The organism is Bradyrhizobium sp. P5_C12 (assembly GCF_054049735.1).
Map to the genome: position 1 here is coordinate 156,308 of NZ_JBFULU010000007.1, position 16,295 is coordinate 172,602.

At 64.9% G+C, this 16,295-nt stretch carries 16 protein-coding genes; 11 read left to right on the forward strand and 5 right to left on the reverse strand.

The window, feature by feature from the left end; translation table 11 throughout:
* Window positions 1–164 precede the first annotated feature (164 nt).
* Window positions 165–1,319: a tetratricopeptide repeat protein gene (locus ACXJMY_RS09000; protein WP_456618965.1), complete on the reverse strand. Its 1,155-nt coding sequence runs from the start codon at window positions 1,317–1,319 to the stop codon at window positions 165–167.
* Window positions 1,320–1,442: 123 nt separating this feature from the next.
* Between ACXJMY_RS09000 and ACXJMY_RS09005 the strand changes: the two genes are divergently transcribed.
* From ACXJMY_RS09005 to ACXJMY_RS09015, 3 genes are all read left to right on the forward strand, one after another.
* Window positions 1,443–2,393, forward strand: coding sequence for a hypothetical protein (locus ACXJMY_RS09005; protein WP_456618966.1), 951 nt, complete (start codon window positions 1,443–1,445; stop codon window positions 2,391–2,393).
* Window positions 2,394–2,550: 157 nt separating this feature from the next.
* Window positions 2,551–2,982 (forward strand): MerR family transcriptional regulator, encoded by a 432-nt coding sequence (locus ACXJMY_RS09010; RefSeq protein WP_456618967.1) that lies wholly within the window; start codon window positions 2,551–2,553, stop codon window positions 2,980–2,982.
* Window positions 2,915–3,334, forward strand: coding sequence for a carboxymuconolactone decarboxylase family protein (locus ACXJMY_RS09015; protein WP_456618968.1), 420 nt, complete (start codon window positions 2,915–2,917; stop codon window positions 3,332–3,334). Before ACXJMY_RS09010 ends, ACXJMY_RS09015 begins: the two co-directional genes overlap by 68 nt.
* A gap of 162 nt (window positions 3,335–3,496) precedes the next feature.
* Here ACXJMY_RS09015 and rimO read toward each other — a convergent pair whose 3' ends face one another.
* The gene (gene rimO / locus ACXJMY_RS09020; RefSeq protein WP_456618969.1) at window positions 3,497–4,816 is read right to left on the reverse strand and encodes a 30S ribosomal protein S12 methylthiotransferase RimO; all 1,320 of its coding nucleotides are present in this window, start codon (window positions 4,814–4,816) and stop codon (window positions 3,497–3,499) included.
* A 282-nt stretch (window positions 4,817–5,098) separates the two neighbouring features.
* Between rimO and ACXJMY_RS09025 the strand changes: the two genes are divergently transcribed.
* From ACXJMY_RS09025 to ACXJMY_RS09050, 6 genes are all read left to right on the forward strand, one after another.
* Entirely contained in the window at window positions 5,099–5,662 is a 564-nt protein-coding gene (locus tag ACXJMY_RS09025; RefSeq protein ID WP_456618970.1) for a hypothetical protein, read from the forward strand.
* A gap of 238 nt (window positions 5,663–5,900) precedes the next feature.
* Window positions 5,901–6,491, forward strand: a complete 591-nt coding sequence (locus ACXJMY_RS09030; protein WP_456618971.1) for an ANTAR domain-containing response regulator — start codon at window positions 5,901–5,903, stop codon at window positions 6,489–6,491.
* The gene (locus ACXJMY_RS09035) at window positions 6,488–7,651 is read left to right on the forward strand and encodes a CmpA/NrtA family ABC transporter substrate-binding protein (RefSeq protein ID WP_456618972.1); all 1,164 of its coding nucleotides are present in this window, start codon (window positions 6,488–6,490) and stop codon (window positions 7,649–7,651) included. The genes ACXJMY_RS09030 and ACXJMY_RS09035 overlap by 4 nt, the downstream gene beginning before the upstream one ends.
* A gap of 334 nt (window positions 7,652–7,985) precedes the next feature.
* Window positions 7,986–9,764 carry a NirA family protein gene (locus ACXJMY_RS09040; RefSeq protein ID WP_456618973.1) on the forward strand — a complete coding sequence of 593 codons (1,779 nt, stop codon included), beginning with the start codon at window positions 7,986–7,988 and terminating at the stop codon, window positions 9,762–9,764.
* Window positions 9,761–11,374: a sulfite reductase subunit alpha gene (locus ACXJMY_RS09045; protein ID WP_456618974.1), complete on the forward strand. Its 1,614-nt coding sequence runs from the start codon at window positions 9,761–9,763 to the stop codon at window positions 11,372–11,374. Before ACXJMY_RS09040 ends, ACXJMY_RS09045 begins: the two co-directional genes overlap by 4 nt.
* A 319-nt stretch (window positions 11,375–11,693) precedes the next feature.
* Window positions 11,694–11,846, forward strand: coding sequence for a hypothetical protein (locus ACXJMY_RS09050; protein ID WP_247983211.1), 153 nt, complete (start codon window positions 11,694–11,696; stop codon window positions 11,844–11,846).
* A gap of 106 nt (window positions 11,847–11,952) precedes the next feature.
* Here the strand turns inward: ACXJMY_RS09050 and ACXJMY_RS09055 are convergent, their stop codons facing one another.
* The 3 genes from ACXJMY_RS09055 to pxpB are packed head-to-tail and all read right to left on the reverse strand — an operon-like array spanning window position 11,953 to window position 14,519.
* On the reverse strand, window positions 11,953–12,723 hold the full coding sequence (locus ACXJMY_RS09055) for a LamB/YcsF family protein (protein WP_456618975.1): 771 nt from the start codon (window positions 12,721–12,723) through the stop codon (window positions 11,953–11,955).
* A gap of 30 nt (window positions 12,724–12,753) precedes the next feature.
* Window positions 12,754–13,791, reverse strand: coding sequence for a 5-oxoprolinase subunit C family protein (locus ACXJMY_RS09060; protein WP_456618976.1), 1,038 nt, complete (start codon window positions 13,789–13,791; stop codon window positions 12,754–12,756).
* The gene (gene pxpB, locus ACXJMY_RS09065) at window positions 13,788–14,519 is read right to left on the reverse strand and encodes a 5-oxoprolinase subunit PxpB (RefSeq protein ID WP_456618977.1); all 732 of its coding nucleotides are present in this window, start codon (window positions 14,517–14,519) and stop codon (window positions 13,788–13,790) included. The genes ACXJMY_RS09060 and pxpB overlap by 4 nt, the downstream gene beginning before the upstream one ends.
* A 250-nt stretch (window positions 14,520–14,769) precedes the next feature.
* Here pxpB and ACXJMY_RS09070 point away from each other — a divergent pair, with 250 nt between their 5' ends.
* Window positions 14,770–15,468, forward strand: coding sequence for a ribonuclease activity regulator RraA (locus ACXJMY_RS09070; protein ID WP_008129640.1), 699 nt, complete (start codon window positions 14,770–14,772; stop codon window positions 15,466–15,468).
* A gap of 23 nt (window positions 15,469–15,491) precedes the next feature.
* The gene (locus ACXJMY_RS09075; protein ID WP_456618978.1) at window positions 15,492–15,896 is read left to right on the forward strand and encodes a (R)-mandelonitrile lyase; all 405 of its coding nucleotides are present in this window, start codon (window positions 15,492–15,494) and stop codon (window positions 15,894–15,896) included.
* Window positions 15,897–16,295: the final 399 nt, after the last annotated feature.

The following is a 16,295-nucleotide window of genomic DNA, read 5'->3' on the forward strand; positions in this document are numbered from 1 at the left end:
CCCTCTCATCGTCGCGGAAGCGACGACGGAGCATTTCGGTGCGCTGATGGGTCCGAGCGTTGATCATGGGGCGGGTCCCTACAGCCGAATGGCAGGGCTTGTCAAGCGGGCGTTTGGCGCGACGCCCGCCCGGCGTGTGTCGCTCAGGTCAGCGCGTGACGGCTTCACTGCACCCCGAACTGCGCGAACGCGTCGGCAATTCCGGCATTGATCGCCTTTGCGGCCGCGATGTCGCGCTCCGCGCCCTCGGCGTCGCCCTTCTTCCGCTTCGCCAGGCCGCGGCCATAGAGCGCGCTGTCGAATTCCGGCCTGCGGCTCAAGGCTGCGTCGTAATCCGCAATCGCCGCGTCGAGATTGCCGAGCTTCAAATAGGCGAGGGCGCGGCTGTCGAGCGTGTCGGGATCGTCCGGGCGCATGCGCAGCGACTGGTCGCAATCGGCCAGCGCCTCCTGCAAGCGGCCGACGATCGCGCGGGTCATGCAGCGCGAATTGAACACGCCGGAATAGCTCGCATTGGCCTTGATCGAACGGTCATAGTCCTCCAGCGCCCGCGCATATTCCCGCGTTTCGTAATACATGTTCGCGCGCGCATAGGCGTCGCGGTCATTGTCCGGATTGAGCTGAAGCGATTTGCCGAAATCGGCCAGCGCGCGCGTGCGATCGCCCTTGTCGCGGAAGATCCGCGCGCGGTTGCCATAGGCCGGGCCGTAACCGGGATCGAGCTTGATCGACATGTCGAAATCGGCCAGCGCCCGGTCGGCTTCGCCGTGCTCGCGATAGGCGGTGCCGCGGTTGTAATAGCAGAGCGCAAATTTCGGATCGAGCTTGATGGCCCGATTGTAGTCGGCGAGCGCGTGCTCGTAGTCGTTCTTGCCGATGTAGGAATTGCCGCGGTTGCACCAGTATTGCGCGTCGCCGGGCTCGAGCCGGATGGCGCGGCTGTAGTCGGCGATGGCGTGGTCGCGGTCGCCGAGATCGTCATAGGCGATACCGCGGTTATACCAGACGTCGGCATCCTTCGGATCGAGATCGATGGCGCGGTTGAGATCGGCAACCGCGCCCTCGGCATCGCCCTTGCGCCGCAAGGTTTCGCCGCGGTTGGCGAGTGCGAGCGCATTCGACGGATTGGCATTCAGCACCGCCGAGCAGCCGGCGATGCGCTGGTCGTCGCTGCCCCCGTCCGTGCGGAAGCACCATTGGCGCGCCTGCGCAGGAGACGGTGCCTGTGCAAGGGCAGGGACGGTCCCTGCGAGAAGGACCAGCCCGGCGGCCATCGTGCCCAGTCCGCGCCGGATATCATTTGCTCGGTTGAATTTCATCGAATGCCCGCCTAGAACCATCGTGCCTCTGGCGCGTTTGTGATCGACGAGCAGGAATTGGTTCGAACCTGACATGAGCCCGGTGAGACCAACAGGGGCGGGACCAACCAGACAGTTTTAGCCTTGTCCGATACGCCTTACCCGATCGACCTCGACAGCATTCGCGGCGCGTTTCCGCCGGGCATCGAGGCGCCACCGTTGCTGGTCGACTTCGCCGGCTGGCTCAACGGGCGTGCCTGGGGCAGCGTCGGCCGCTTCTCCCTGCAAGGTCAGTTCTCCGACCAGGCGCCGATCTTTGACGGCAGTCCGTTGCGCGACAGGTTTTCGCTGTTCATGCGGCTGCCGGACGGCTCGGCCGTCGGCGGCTGGTATGGCGCCGGTCTCGACCGGGACAATCCGCCTATGGTCGGGCTGGGGTCGGAAGGCGCCTACGAATTGCTGGCGCCGAGCCTCGACGGGCTGCTGGCAAAGCTGACGTCGCAGCAGTTCGACAAGGCCTGGAGCGATCTTTTGCCGCATGACAAGGTCGAGTGTCAGACCGTCGAGCTTGCGCAATGGCTCGCCGGCCGGCCGCCCGGTGAGCAGACGACGCCGCCCGAGGAGGCGCCGTCGGAGCTGCCCGACTTCCGCGGCTTCGTCGAAAAATGGAGCCGGGATCGCGAGGAGTATTGGGCCAATCACCGGCTGATGGCCGAGCTCGGCTGGCGGCTTGCCGCGCACCTGCCCAAGGGCAAGAAACCCTGGGACAAGACGCGCTTCGAGGTCGCCATCGTCGGCAAGCAATACCAGGCGCGCGTCCTGACGCGCGGACCACAGCCGTTCGAGGAGGCCGCCTCGATCGAGTCCCTGCTGCGTGACTTGCGCGAGGAGACGCGGCGCGCGCAGCCGGAACTCGGGCTGTGGTACGCGATGAGTTTTGGACTCTATGCCGACGGCCGGGTCATGCCGAGCTTCGAATACGATGTGCGTCCGACCATCGATGGCGAGCCTGCGCAGCTCTCCGAAGCGAAGGCCGATCTCGCCCGCGCCCCGCGCCCGGAGCGCTGGGTGCCGAAATGGCTGGCGGCATCCTGAAGCTCGGAATCCCGCGATGCTGCCGCCCAGCCGGCGCGCCGAAATCTTCTGCTGTCGTGCCATCTGGACCTCGCGGGAACGGCACCTTCGATCCCCCTTGACTTAGAGTGCGCTCGAAGGGGTATCTGTTCGTGCGTCAGTACGAGAACGGGCACACATGAAGATCGGTGACCTCGCAAAACGAACCGGCTTGTCGACCCACACGTTGCGTTATTACGAGCGCATCGGGCTGTTGCCATACGCATACCGGGATCGTTCCGGCCAGCGTGACTTTGACGCATCGATCCTCACCTGGATCGAATTCCTCGGTCGGCTCAAGACCACGGGAATGCCGATCCGGGACATGTTGCGTTATGCGGCGCTTCGTGATGAAGGCGAAGCCACCGGGCCAGCCCGGCGGCAGATGCTGGAAATCCACCGGGAACAGGTTCGCACGCAGATTGCCGAACTCCAGGAATGCCTGCTCGTCCTTGATACCAAGATCGCCGGCTATGCCGGCGACGAACAGAGGACGAAGGAAGATGACGCACGCCCAAACACAAGCCGAAAGCCGCTTCGATCGCGGCCAGCGCGCCCTGTCACGCATTGACGGCAGAGCCGGCGAAAAGGTCGTGGCCTCACTCGCCGACATCGCTCCGGATTTCGCACGATACGTGATCGAGTTTCCCTTCGGCGACATTTACAGCCGCGAGGGCCTCGGCCTGCGCGATCGAGAGATCGCGACGATCGCCGCGCTGACGGCGCTCGGAAATGCCGCGCCTCAGCTCAAGGTGCATATCGAGGCGGGTCTGAACGTCGGGCTGTCTCGCGACGAGATCGTGGAGGTCATCATGCAGATGGCCGTCTATGCGGGCTTCCCGGCGGCGGTGAACGGGCTGTTCGCAGCCAAGGAGGTGTTTTCCGCGCATGACGGACGGCAGGCGTCGGGAGAAGCGACATGACGAACTTATGGTGATCTGCTCGTTGGGACCGCTGGGTGCCGAAATGGCGGGCGTGACATCCACATCGTCATTGCGAACGCAGCGAACGCGAAAGTGGCCCCGTCATCCCCGCGCTCGCGCGGGGATGACGGTGATGAAGTGGAAGTCGCTGTCGTCAGTGCTTCAAAACCCTGCGACGCTGCCGTGCAGATCGTATTGGTCGGCGCGCTCGATCTTCGCGGTGACGATCTCGCCGACACGCAAGGGACGGCGGCTCGTCAGATACACCGCGCCGTCGATCTCGGGCGCATCGGCCTTGGAGCGACCCTTTGCAACGGTCGGGCCGACTTCGTCGATGATGATCTGCTGGCGCGTGCCGACCTTGCGCTTCAGCCTGCGCGCGGAGATCTTCTGCTGGCGGGCCATCAGTGCGTTGTAACGCTCCTGCTTGACCGCTTCCGGCACCGGATTTTCGATCGCGTTCGACGTCGCGCCGGCGACCGGCTCGTATTTGAAGCAGCCGAGACGATCGATCTCGGCTTCATCGAGCCAGTCGAGCAGATAGGCGAAATCGGCATCGGTCTCGCCGGGGAAGCCGACGATGAAGGTCGAGCGCAGGGCGAGATCGGGACATTCCTCGCGCCAGCGCTTGATCCGCGCCAGCGTCTTGTCCTGCGCCGCCGGGCGCTTCATCGCCTTCAGCACCTCGGGGCTCGCATGCTGGAACGGGATGTCGAGATAGGGCAGCACCTTGCCCTCGTTCATCAGCGCGATGACCTCGTCGACATGCGGATAGGGGTAGACATATTGCAGCCGGACCCACGCCCCGAACTCGCCGAGCTCGCGCGCGAGATCGAGGAATTTGGCGCGGACCTGGCGATCCTTCCACGGGCTCTCGGCATATTTCAGATCGACGCCATAGGCCGAAGTGTCCTGCGAGATCACCAGCAGCTCCTTGACGCCGGCGCCGACCAGACGCTCGGCCTCGCGCAGCACGTCGTCAGCGGGACGCGAGACGAGGTCGCCGCGCAGTTTTGGGATGATGCAGAAGGTGCAGCGGTTGTTGCAGCCCTCGGAGATCTTCAAATAGGCGTAGTGCCGCGGCGTCAGCTTGATGCCCTGCGGCGGCACCAGATCGAGATGCGGATTGTGCGCCGGCGGCAGCGCACGGTGGACCGCGTCCAGCACGCTCTCATATTGCTGCGGGCCGGTGATCGAGAGCACGCCGGGATAGGCCTGCTCGATCTGCTCGGGTTCCGCGCCCATGCAACCGGTCACGATCACCTTGCCGTTCTCGGCCATGGCCTCGCCGATCGCCGAGAGCGATTCCTGCTTGGCGCTGTCGAGGAAGCCACAGGTGTTGACGATGACGATGTCGGCCCCGTCGTGCTTGCGGGCGAGCTCGTAGCCCTCGGCGCGCAGGCGCGTGATGATGCGCTCGGAATCCACCAATGCCTTGGGACAACCTAGGCTGGTAAAAGAAATGCGTGGCGCTCTTTCCATGTAATCGCCTGGAACCTGTGTCTGAATTGTCCGGAGTTGCGATCCAAGTAATTGATCTGATGCCGAAATTCAATAACTAACCTATGCGGTGCGATGCTAAAGCAGTACTCGCGCGTATATGACGTGATCGGCCAGTCACAAGGGAGGTATGGACTGACTGAGGGCTCCTGATGTGGGAAGCCGGTTCCGATCGTGTGAGTGGAGGAGCCGAGATGAATTGCTCCAACGTGCACGTTTTTGTTGTTATCTGTTTCTTGCTCGATTCCACGGAGCTAAACTGCGATGCGCCGTTTCATCTTCGGCATGGTTTTCGTCACCGCTGCCTGCGGCGCGATGTTTCCGGTACGGGCTGAAGTCGACAAGATCATCCATGTCTGCGATCGGCAAGAAAGATTGTGTCCGGAATTCAGGCCACGCGTGAAGGCACCCGATGGGTGGACGAGGGACGAGGCCGCGAGTCTCAAGTACGGCGCCTCGATGTTCGTGCCCAACGGGAAGATGTTCGGTAAAGCCGAAGTGATCATCTATGCCGAAGGCCGCTACAACAAGGATCGGACCGAATTGGTTCAATGGGTCGCAACGAGCGATAGGGATTGGGCGACGACATCCGGCAAGAATGCCAAGATCACCACGCTTCCCTCGGTGAACCCCAAGGTCATTATCAACCGCTACGACAATCCGTCCCTAAAGGACCAGCCGATTGAAGTGATCGCGCATTACGCCGATCTCGACAAGGACGGCAATTCCTACGTCGTGCGGCTAGCGRTCTCCGGCCTCAACGAGACGGCGGTGCTGGCCGCCGTGCCACTTCTCGACAAAATGATCGCTGGCGCGAGGATTCCGTGAGAGCGTAAGCCCAGATGGCAGCTGCCGTCGGGCGGGAGTGGGGCGGCTTTGAAAGTTTACATTCGTTGTCTCAGGAGCATCCGAGCGACACGAAGCTGACCTTGGGCGCAGCCGTCTGTTGCAGATCTCTTGAATCTGCCTGATTGATCGGCGGGAACTAGTCCTAATTGCCGTCAATTACAACCCTTTGCAGGGCGTTCCGGCGTGCTATGGATGAATCGCCGGACGTGAGTGAGCAATGAGCGCCGAACAGTCGCCCAAAATCGTGATTGTCGACGAGAGCCCGATCCGGGCCGCGATCCTCCAGGAGGGGCTGCGGGAGGCGGGGTTCACGCAGGTCGTCCACATCAGCGAGATGCAGAGCCTTTTGGCGCGCATTTACGCGGTCGATCCCGACATCATCCTGATCGACCTGGAAAACCCCAGCCGCGACGTGCTGGAAGCGATGTTCCAGGTCAGCCGCGCCGTCAAGCGGCCGATCGCGATGTTCGTCGACCAGAGCGATTCCGCCTCGATCCAGGCCTCCGTGGAGGCGGGGGTATCCGCCTACATCGTCGACGGGCTGAAGAAGGAGCGCATCAAGCCGATCCTCGACCTCTGCGTGTCTCGCTTCAACGCCTTTGCCAAGCTCCAGGAGGAACTGGAGCGGACCAAGTCGCAGCTCGAGGACCGCAAGATCATCGAGCGGGCCAAGGGCATCTTGATGAAGGTGAAGGGCCTCAACGAGGACGAGGCCTATGTGCTGCTGCGCTCCACCGCGATGCGCGAGAAGAAGAAAATCGGCGAGATCGCCCAGTCGATCATCACCGCGTCGGAGATGCTGAAATGACTGGACCGCTCCGCATAGGGTTCATTCCGCTGGTCGATGCCGCCGCGCTCATCGTCGCCGTCGACAAGGGGTACACCGCGGCCGAAGGGCTCGAGGTCGAGCTGGTGCGCGAGGTGTCCTGGTCCAACGTGCGCGACAAGCTCAATATCGGCCTGTTCGACGCCGCGCATCTGCTGGCGCCCGTTGCGATCGCGTCCTCGCTCGGGCTCGGCCATGTCAAGGTGCCGATCGCGGCGCCCTTCAGTCTCGGCATCAACGGCAACGCAATCACGGTCTCGCCGGCGCTGCATGCCGCGCTGATGGAGGAGATCGACGGCGACCGCTTCGATCCGATGGCCACGGCGAAGGCTCTGGCGAAGGTGGTCGCCAAGCGCCGCAAGACGGGCGCCGAGCCGCTGACCTTCGGCATGACCTTCCCGTTCTCGACCCACAATTACCAGCTGCGGTTCTGGATGGCGGCGGCCGGCGTCGACCCGGACGAGGATGTGCGCCTCGTGGTGCTGCCGCCGCCCTACATGGTCGACAGTCTCGCCAACGGCCATGTCGATGCGTTCTGCGTCGGCGCGCCCTGGAATTCCGTCGCGGTCGACCTCGGCATCGGCCACATCCTGCATTTCGTCTCCGACATCCTGGTGCGCGCGGCGGAGAAGGTTTTGGCCGTCCGCCAGACCTGGGCCGACAAGAATCCGGATGTGGTTGCAGCCCTGGTGCGCGCGGCGGTGAAGGCGGCCGAGTTCATCGAGCATCCCGCGAACCTGGCGGAAGCGGCGCAGATCCTGGCGCAGGCCGAACGGATTGGCGTCGATGCCGAGGTGATCCAGCGCACCCTGGTCGGACGCCTGAAGATCTCGCCCGACGGCACCTTCCGCGAAAGCGGCCGCTACCTGCTGGTCGGACGCGAAGGGGCAGGGCGGCCCGATCCGGTCCAGGCCGCCTGGCTCTATGCGCAGATGGTGCGCTGGGGGCAGACCGCGCTCACACCCGACGGCGTCAAGACGGCCATGGCCGTGTTCCGGCCCGATCTCTACGACGCAGCCCTCGGCCGCCAGCCGCCCGCCGAAGCCCCCGCGGCGTTCGGCGCATTCGCCGGGCCGGCCTTCGATCCCGACAACATTCGCGGGCATCTTGAGGCCTTCGAGGTCGGTCGCTGGCGGGCCTGATTCGGGCCTGCATCGTTTTTGGGCGCGCGGGATCATCGGCTAAATTTTGAGCCGACTGCTCGAATTTCGGAAGAGTTCCAGGACCTGGGTTTTCCGGGGCCGTCCGTAATGGACTGAAATCATAGCCATTTTCATTTCGGCCAAGCTGGCACGCAACTTGTATGTTGCAGTGCGGCCAGCCTGTCACAGATGCCTGCTGAGCCGAGTCCCGCAGCAACGAAGCTGATCGGACCGTTGGGTGCAGAGCCGGCTCTCGAGCCAGCCGAGCTCCTCGCGGGTCGTGCACTTTTCCGTCGATACCACCCAGGTGGCCGCAGGAGCTTCGTTACCGACCATGAAACTCGAAACAGTCTCAGTCGACTTTACCGACGACCAGAAGCGCTATCTCGAAGGCTTCACGACCGGCCTGCAGATCAGCCGGGTCGGCCGCGGCTTCGGCGGCGCCGCCAAGGCCAATGCCGAGCCGACCGGTCCCGATGCCGTCCACATCAAGGCGCAGGACAAGGTCATCGCGTCGGGCAAGAAGCTCGCTGACCAGGAGAAGTTCAAGCGCGACGAGCATCCCTTCGATGCCTATCCGCGCCTGCGCCAGCAGGCGCTCGACAACGCGCCGCCCAGCCCTGCGGACAACTTCCGCTGGCGCTATTTCGGGATCTTCTATGTCGCGCCGGCGCAGGACTCCTACATGTGCCGCCTGCGCATCCCCAACGGCATCATGAAGCACTGGCAGCTGTCGGGCCTCGCCGATCTCGCCGAGGATTTGTGCGGCCCGTTCAGCCACGTCACCACCCGCGCCAATCTCCAGCTTCGCGAGATCCCGCCGAAGAACGCCGTGAAGCTGATCGAGGGCATCCAGGACCTCGGCCTGTGCTCGCGCGGCTCCGGCGCCGACAACATCCGCAACGTGACGGGAACGCCGACGGCCGGCATCGATCCGCAGGAGCTGATCGACACGCGGCCCTTTGCGCGCGAGTGGCACTATCACATCCTGAATGATCGCTCGCTGTACGGATTGCCGCGCAAGTTCAACGTCGCCTTCGACGGCGCCGGCAGGATCGCCGTGCTCGAGGAGACCAACGACATCGCATTCACGGCGTACGAGGTGAAGGACGGTTTCGGCGTCGAGCCCGGGGTCTGGTTTCGCCTTGGCCTTGGCGGCATCACCGGACACAAGGACTTCGCCAAGTACTCCGGCATCATCGTCAAGCCGGAGCAGGCGACGGCTGTTGCCGACGCCATCGTGCGCGTGTTCATCGAGCATGGCGACCGCACCAACCGCAACAAGGCGCGGCTGAAATACGTGCTGGACGCCATGGGCCATGACGGCTTCCTGAAGCTCGTCGAGGAGCGGCTGAAGACGCCGTTCACGCGCGTGCCGGAAGAGGCATTTGCGCCGCGGCCTGCGTCGGACCGCATGGCGCATGTCGGTGTGCACAAGCAGAAGCAGGACGGCCTGAACTGGATCGGCGTGTCACTGCCGCTCGGCAAGATCACCTGCGACCAGATGCGGGGCCTGGCCAAGGTCGCGCGCGACCTCGGCGACGGCGAGATCCGCCTGACCGTCTGGCAGAACCTGCTGATCCCGGGCGTGCGCGACGAGAATGTCGAGCTCGCGATTGCCGCGATCAAGCAGATCGGGCTCGCGGTCGAGGCCTCGCATATCCGCGCCGGCCTGATTGCCTGCACCGGCAATGCCGGCTGCCGCTTCGCCGCCTCGAACACCAAGCGCCACGCGGCCGAGATCGGCGACTGRTGCGAGCCGCGCGTCGCGATGGACAAGCCGGTCAACATCCACGTCACCGGCTGTCACCATTCCTGCGCGCAGCACTACATCAGCGACATCGGACTGATCGGTGCGCGTGTGCCGGTCAGCGAGGACGACACGGCCGAGGGCTACCACCTCTTCACCGGCGGCGGGTTCGGTCCCGACGCCGATGTCGGGCAGGAAGTCTATCACGACCTCAAGGCCGAGGACGCGCCGAAGACGGTCGAGGGCCTGCTCAAGGCCTACATCGCCCATCGCTCGTCTCCGGACGAAACCTTCCTCTCCTTTGCGCGCCGCCACGACGGCGAGACGCTGCGCAAGCTTGCCGATGCAGAGGTGTCCGCATGAACCAGATCAGCCCCCCGCCCAAGCTCGACATCATTCCCGCGAGCGCGCCGTTCTCCGATGCGCAGCGTTCCTGGCTGAACGGCTTCTTTGCCGGGCTGCTGTCGCCCGATGCAGCGGCGCCGCTGTCGGCGGAGCAGGGCGCCGCCGTCATGCAAGGCGCAGCCGGTGACGGCGACGACGGCGAAGCACCGTGGCACGACCAGACCATGCCGATCGCCGAGCGGATGAAGCTCGCCGAAGGCCGTCCCGTGCGTCGCAAGATGATGGCGGCGATGGCGCAGCAGGATTGCGGCCAGTGCGGCTACAATTGCCACGACTATTCGGAAGCGATCGCGACCCGCAGCGAAGCGCGGCTCAATCTTTGCGTCCCCGGCGGCAAGGAAACCGCGCGGATGCTGAAGGCCCTGCACGAAGAGCTCGACAAGGCGCCGGCGGCCAAGGCTCCTGACAAGCAGGATGCGGTGACGGCGCCAGCGGTGACGGTGACGATCGCCGAACCCGGCCGTTCGCGCGACAATCCGGTGGCAGCGACATTCCTGTCGCGTCGCCTGCTCAACAAGGGCGCCTCGGAGAAGGAAACCTATCACATCGAGTTCGATCTCTCGGAAGCCAAGCTCGATTACGTCGTCGGCGACAGCTTCGGCGTGTTCGCGCGCAACGACGTCGGCCTGGTCGACCAGATCATCGCGCTGCTCGGCGCCTCGCACACCACCAAGGTCAACGGCAAGACGCTGCGCGAGGTGCTGATCGACGACGTCTCGCTGTCGCCGGCGCCCGACACGCTGTTCGAGCTGATCTCCTTCATCACCGGCGGTGCGCAGCGCGAGAAGGCGCGGGCGCTGGCACAGGGCGAGGATCCCGATGGCGATGCCGCGACGCTGGACGTCATGGCGGCGCTCCAGAAGTTTTCCGGCACGCGGCCGCATCCCGAGGCCTTCGTCGAGGCGCTCGAGCCGCTCCAGCCGCGGCTTTACTCGATCTCGTCCTCGCACAATGCGACGCCCGGAAAGCTGTCGCTGACGGTCGATTCCGTGCGTTACGTCATCGGCAAGCGCCAGCGGATCGGCGTCGCCTCGACCTTCCTAGGCGAGCGCATCAATGATGGCGAGAAGCTCAAGGTCTACGTGCAGAAGGCTCACGGCTTCGGCCTGCCGGCGGATCCGAAGACGCCGATCATCATGATCGGTCCGGGCACCGGCATCGCGCCGTTCCGCGCCTTCCTGTTCGACCGCAAGGCGACCGGCGCGCCCGGCAAGAACTGGCTGTTCTTCGGGCACCAGCGCAGCGATTGCGATTTCTTCTACCAGGACGAGCTCAACGCGATGAAGACCTCGGGCCTCCTGACCCGGCTGTCGCTGGCGTGGTCGCGTGACGGCGAGAAGAAATTCTACGTGCAGGATCGCATGCGCGAGGTCGGCCGCGAGGTGTGGACCTGGCTCGCCGAAGGCGCGCATCTCTACATCTGCGGCGATGCCAAGCGCATGGCCAAGGACGTCGAGCGTGCGCTGGTCGACATCGTCGCCCAGTTCGGCGCGCGTTCGACCGACGAAGCCGTCAGTTTTGTCGCCGAACTCAAGAAGACCGGCCGGTTCCAGGCTGACGTGTACTAAGGCGCGCCAAGATCAGGGCAAATCGGCCTCGCGGCGCATGCGCGGGGCATCGCGTCGGCTACTGTGCATGGGGTTGTTTGCGACTTTTTTGTCGGGCGGCGTTCTGATGCCTGGTTCAACCGTCATCGCATTGTCATCCGAGTCGGTTCCAGCTGGCTCGGACTTTAACGAATAAGATTCTCGGAACCCGCGGGTGAGGAGAATTTGCACCTGCGATCGGGCGCCTTCAGAGAACCCTTATCGCTATTTCCGCCGCAGTCTTGCCACCCGCTACGGTTGATCCTTCATAATCCCGCAAATGGGGCGTTGGAGATCGACCATGCGCGAACTATCGGCGGAAGCCAGGCTGCACTTCTACGCGCGCTCGCTCTCGCGTCGGACCGGGGCGAGTGTTCACCACATCGGGCTCTACAGCGCCTTTGCCGTCATCGCCGCCATCGTGTTCGGCACGCTCTCGGTGCACCCGTTCTGACGGCTTCGTAGGGTGGGTTAGCCGAAGGCGTAACCCACCAACTTCGTCCCGCATTCGCTGAAGCATGGTGGGTTACGCTAACCCACCCTACGGCACTGAGTCTGCCTCACGTCCCGCGCCTGAACGGCGCCACGTCGATCCCCGCATCCTTCAAGGCCTGACGCAAGGTCCGCGCGATCTCGACCGCGCCGTGCGTGTCGCCGTGGATGCACACCGTATCCGTGCGCATCTTGATCACCTTGCCGGTCACCGACACCACCGCGCCGTCCTGCACCATGCGCACCACGCGATCGGCAATCGCCTTGGCATCGTGCAGCACCGCGCCGGGCTTCTTGCGCGAGACGAGGTTGCCGTCGTCCTCATAGGCGCGGTCGGCGAACACCTCGTGCACCATCGGCAGATTGGCTTCTTCGCCGGCCTTCACCAGCTTCGAATTGGCGAGCACGACGAAGATCAGGCTGGGATCGACCGCCTTGATGCCGGCGGCGATCGCCTTGGCCGTCATGTCGTCTTCGCAGGCGACATTGGACAGCGCGCCATGCGCCTTCACATGCGTGACCTTGTGGCCGGCCGCGGTCGCGATCGCCTGCAACGCGCCGATCTGGTAGGCGACGAGGTTCTCGATCTCGGAGGCTTTCAGGCCCGCGATCGGGTGCCGGCCGAAGCCGTGCAGGTCGCGATATCCAGGGTGCGCGCCGACCGAGACGCCGCGCGCTTTCGCCAGCTCGACCGTCCGGCGCATGATGTCGGGGTCGCCGGCATGGAAGCCGCAGGCGACGTTGACCGAGCTTGCCAGCTCGATCATCGCGGCGTCGTTGCCCATCTCCCACGCGCCGAAACCTTCGCCGAGGTCGCAATTGAGATCGATGGTCTTCATGGGTGCTCTCCGCCTCTAGTTTCTTGCCGCTTATGGCTCCGCCACGACCTGCCATGTCCCGGCATCGACGGCGCTCACCGCATAGCCCGCAACGTTAGCATCGCTGAGCGCCTCGATGTTGAGCGCGACGGTGTCGGAGGAGCGTAAGCGATCGGGCAGGTTCCGGATCAGCTGTGCAAACTTGCGCGCCTCGTCCTGCGCCTCCGCCATGCTGACGGCCTTGAAGCGGAACGCGGTTCCCGCCGAGGTCTGCGCGAGGCGGCCGACATCGGCCGTGATCACGGTCGCGATCTTCGGATAGCCGCCGGAGGTGCCGCGGTCCATCATCAAGGCGATCGGCGCGCCGTTGCCGGGCACCTGGATGCTGCCGTTGACGGTGCCGTCGGAGACGATGTTGTGGCCGTGCAGATGCTTGATTGCGGGGCCTTCGAGCCGGTAGCCCATGCGGTCGGAGGTCGCCGAGATCTTCCACTCGCTGTCGAGGAACAGCGCCTTGTTGGCGTCGTCGAACTCATCGTCCTGCGGACCCAGCACGACCCGGATCGGACCGCTCGGGGGCTTCGGCAATTCGATCCGCAGTTCCGGCGCGCCGCTCGCGGCATCGACAGTGAACTCGTCGCCGGCCTGGAGCGGGCGCGGGTAGGGACTGCCGAGACCGGCGCGCGCATTGACCGCGAGGCTGCCGAACACCGGTTCGCCCTTGATCCCGCCTTCGATCGCGAGATAGGTGAAGGCGCCGCCGCGGGCGAAGCCCAGCGTCAGCGTCTCGCCGTCCTTCAGCGTCACCGATGTGTCCATGGCGACCGGTCGCCCCGCGACGTCGGCATTGCGCGGCGCGCCGGCAATCGCCACGCGCACGGCACCGTCGCGGGCGGTGAAGGTGGCGCCGAACGGACCGATCTCGACGCTGGCTGCGAACGGCTCGTTGCCGACGAGCGTGTTCGCCGCCGCGAGCGACAGCCGGTCCATCGCCCCGCTGACCGTCAAGCCGTAGCGCTGCGCACCGTGCCGCCCGCCGTCCTGGACGGAGCTTGCAGGCCCGATGCTGGCGACGACGAGCCGGCTCATGCGACCACCTGCTCGGCGATGATCGCGCCGGCCTCGGCGGCGCGATCCTGCTCTTCGAAGGCCTTGTGGTCGATGGCAAAAAACGTCACGCGATCACCGGGTTCGGTGAGGAAGGTCGGATTCCGGTGGAGCTGATAGGTCCGCACCGGCGTGCGGCCGAGCAGGTGCCAGCCGCTCGGCGCAGCCAGGCACTGGATTCCGGCCTGGATGCCCCCGATCGAGATCGTGCCGGCCGGCGTCAGCAGCCGCGGATTCTGCCGCCGCGACATGTGCAGGGATTTGTCCAGGCCGCTGAGATAGGACCAGCCCGGCGTGAAGCCGATCATGGCGACGCGATAATCGCCGGCGGTATGGCGGGCGACGATGTCGTCGGGCGTGGTGTTCAGCGCTTTCGCGACATCCTCGAGGTCGATGCCGTGCTCGCCGCCATAGGCGACGGGAATACGCCAGCGGCGCGCCTTGGTGGCCGGCGGCAGCGGTTGGCTGGCGAGCGCCAGCAGCTTTTCGCCGAGCGGGTCGAAGCCGATCCTGCCGGGATCGTAATGCACCAGCAGCGAGCGATAGGTCGGAACGGACTCGGTGATGCCGTCAATGGGGCTTGCGGCAAGCGCCTTGTCGAGCGCCAGCACGCGCTGGTTCGCATCGTCGTCGATGGTGCGGCTGAACTCGACCGTGACGGCGCTGTCGCCACTGGGCAGAAGGCGGGGCGGGGGAAGCGTCGCGGCCATTGAACTGTCAAAGCGCTGTCGAAATCGGGCTTGTCGGAAAAGCGCGGGCTCAGCCTTGAGTTCCGCTGGGTCCTGCTTCGCGTAAATGCGCTCGCAAGTCCAATAAATTAATGCTGGGGGAAGCGATAAAGCCTTGTTATCGCGTCGCATAACCGCCCGGCGGACCTGCGTTCTTGGCCCTTGACGCAAAGCGCCGGGCTCGCAAGATGCGCGCGTTCCTTTCCCGCCCATCCGGAGCTCGTCTGTTTCCATGTCGCTGTCCCCCGAAGCCCGCAAGACCCTCGCCGGCATCACCACTGCCACCATCACCACGGTCCTGCTGAAGAAGGGCCTGCGCAATGTCTGGATGCGCGGCGCGCGCCCGCTGCGCCCAGGCCTGCCGCGTCTGGTGGGACCGGCCTTCACGCTGCGCTTCGTGCCCGCGCGCGAGGACCTCGCGACGCCGGAATCCTGGTCGTCGCCGATCTCGACCCGCACCGCGATCGAGGCGATGCCGGACGGCTGCATCGCCGTGGTCGACGCCATGGGGATCACCGACGCCGGCATCTTCGGCGACATCCTTTGCGCGCGCATGATGAAGCGCGGCGTCACCGCGCTCGTCACCGACGGCGTGGTGCGTGACGTCGAGGGCGTGCTCGGCACCAATCTGCCGGTGTGGTGCGACGGCTATGCGGCGCCGCCCTCGGTGGCGGGCCTCACCTTCGTCGGCTGGGGCGAGCCGATCGGCTGCGGCGGCGTCGCGGTGTTCCCGAACGACATCGTGGTCGCCGACCAGGATGGCTGCGTGCTGATCCCGCAGGCGATGCTCGACCACGTGCTCAACGAAGGCGTCGAGCAGGAACGGATGGAAGCCTGGATCGTCAACGAGGTGAACAACGGCGCGGTGCTGCCGGGCCTCTATCCCATGAACGCCGAGACCAAGGCGCGTTACGCGGCAAGCAAGAAGTAACGAGACAACAAGCGAGGTACCCCATGGAGATCACTGTCGCAGGCACGCGGCCGACCCGCCGCGCGCCCAAGGAAAACTTCACCGGCACGGTCTGGCAGGACCCTGTCATCATGACGCCCGCGCCGGCGCGGCTGAACTGCTCGCGCGTCTCATTCGAGCCGGGTGCGCGCACCAACWGGCATCACCATCCGCTCGGGCAGACGCTGTACGTCATCTCCGGCGTCGGCCGCGTCCAGTCCAAGGGCGGGCCTGTCAGGGAGATCCGTCCCGGCGATACCGTCTGGATTCCGCCGGGCGAGCTGCACTGGCACGGCGCTACGCCGACCAACGGCATGACCCACATCGCCATGCAGGAAGCGCTCGACGGCGTGTACTCGACGTGGCTGGAGCCGGTGACGGACGCGGAGTATTCGATGCCGGTCGGCTAGGTTGACGGCGCATATCCAGGACGCGCAACGCACCGCCTCGGCGGTGCGTTGTCGTTTGAGGCCAGTTTTTTTGCAGCTCGTCCAACGGCCGGGGGAGTTTCGGTCAAGCATTGCCGACACGCGGCTTACGGTGAGACGGCACGATAGCGACGCTTGTCACCGAATACATTGCTTTTGCAAGCAGGCGTGCGAGCGAGGTCGACGACGACGGGACGCGTGCTGGTTACCGGCCCGTTAACTCCGGCGCGTGCACGTTGCATCGCGAGCACGGTTCTCCCGGTTCGACCTCGCGCAGCAAGCACATTGTTGACCGGTTTACAGTGAGTCACATATCGTAACGATCAGCAGCATTCCGCTGTCGTTGAACATTGTCGAGACTGCAAGCTGCCGATCGAGGCT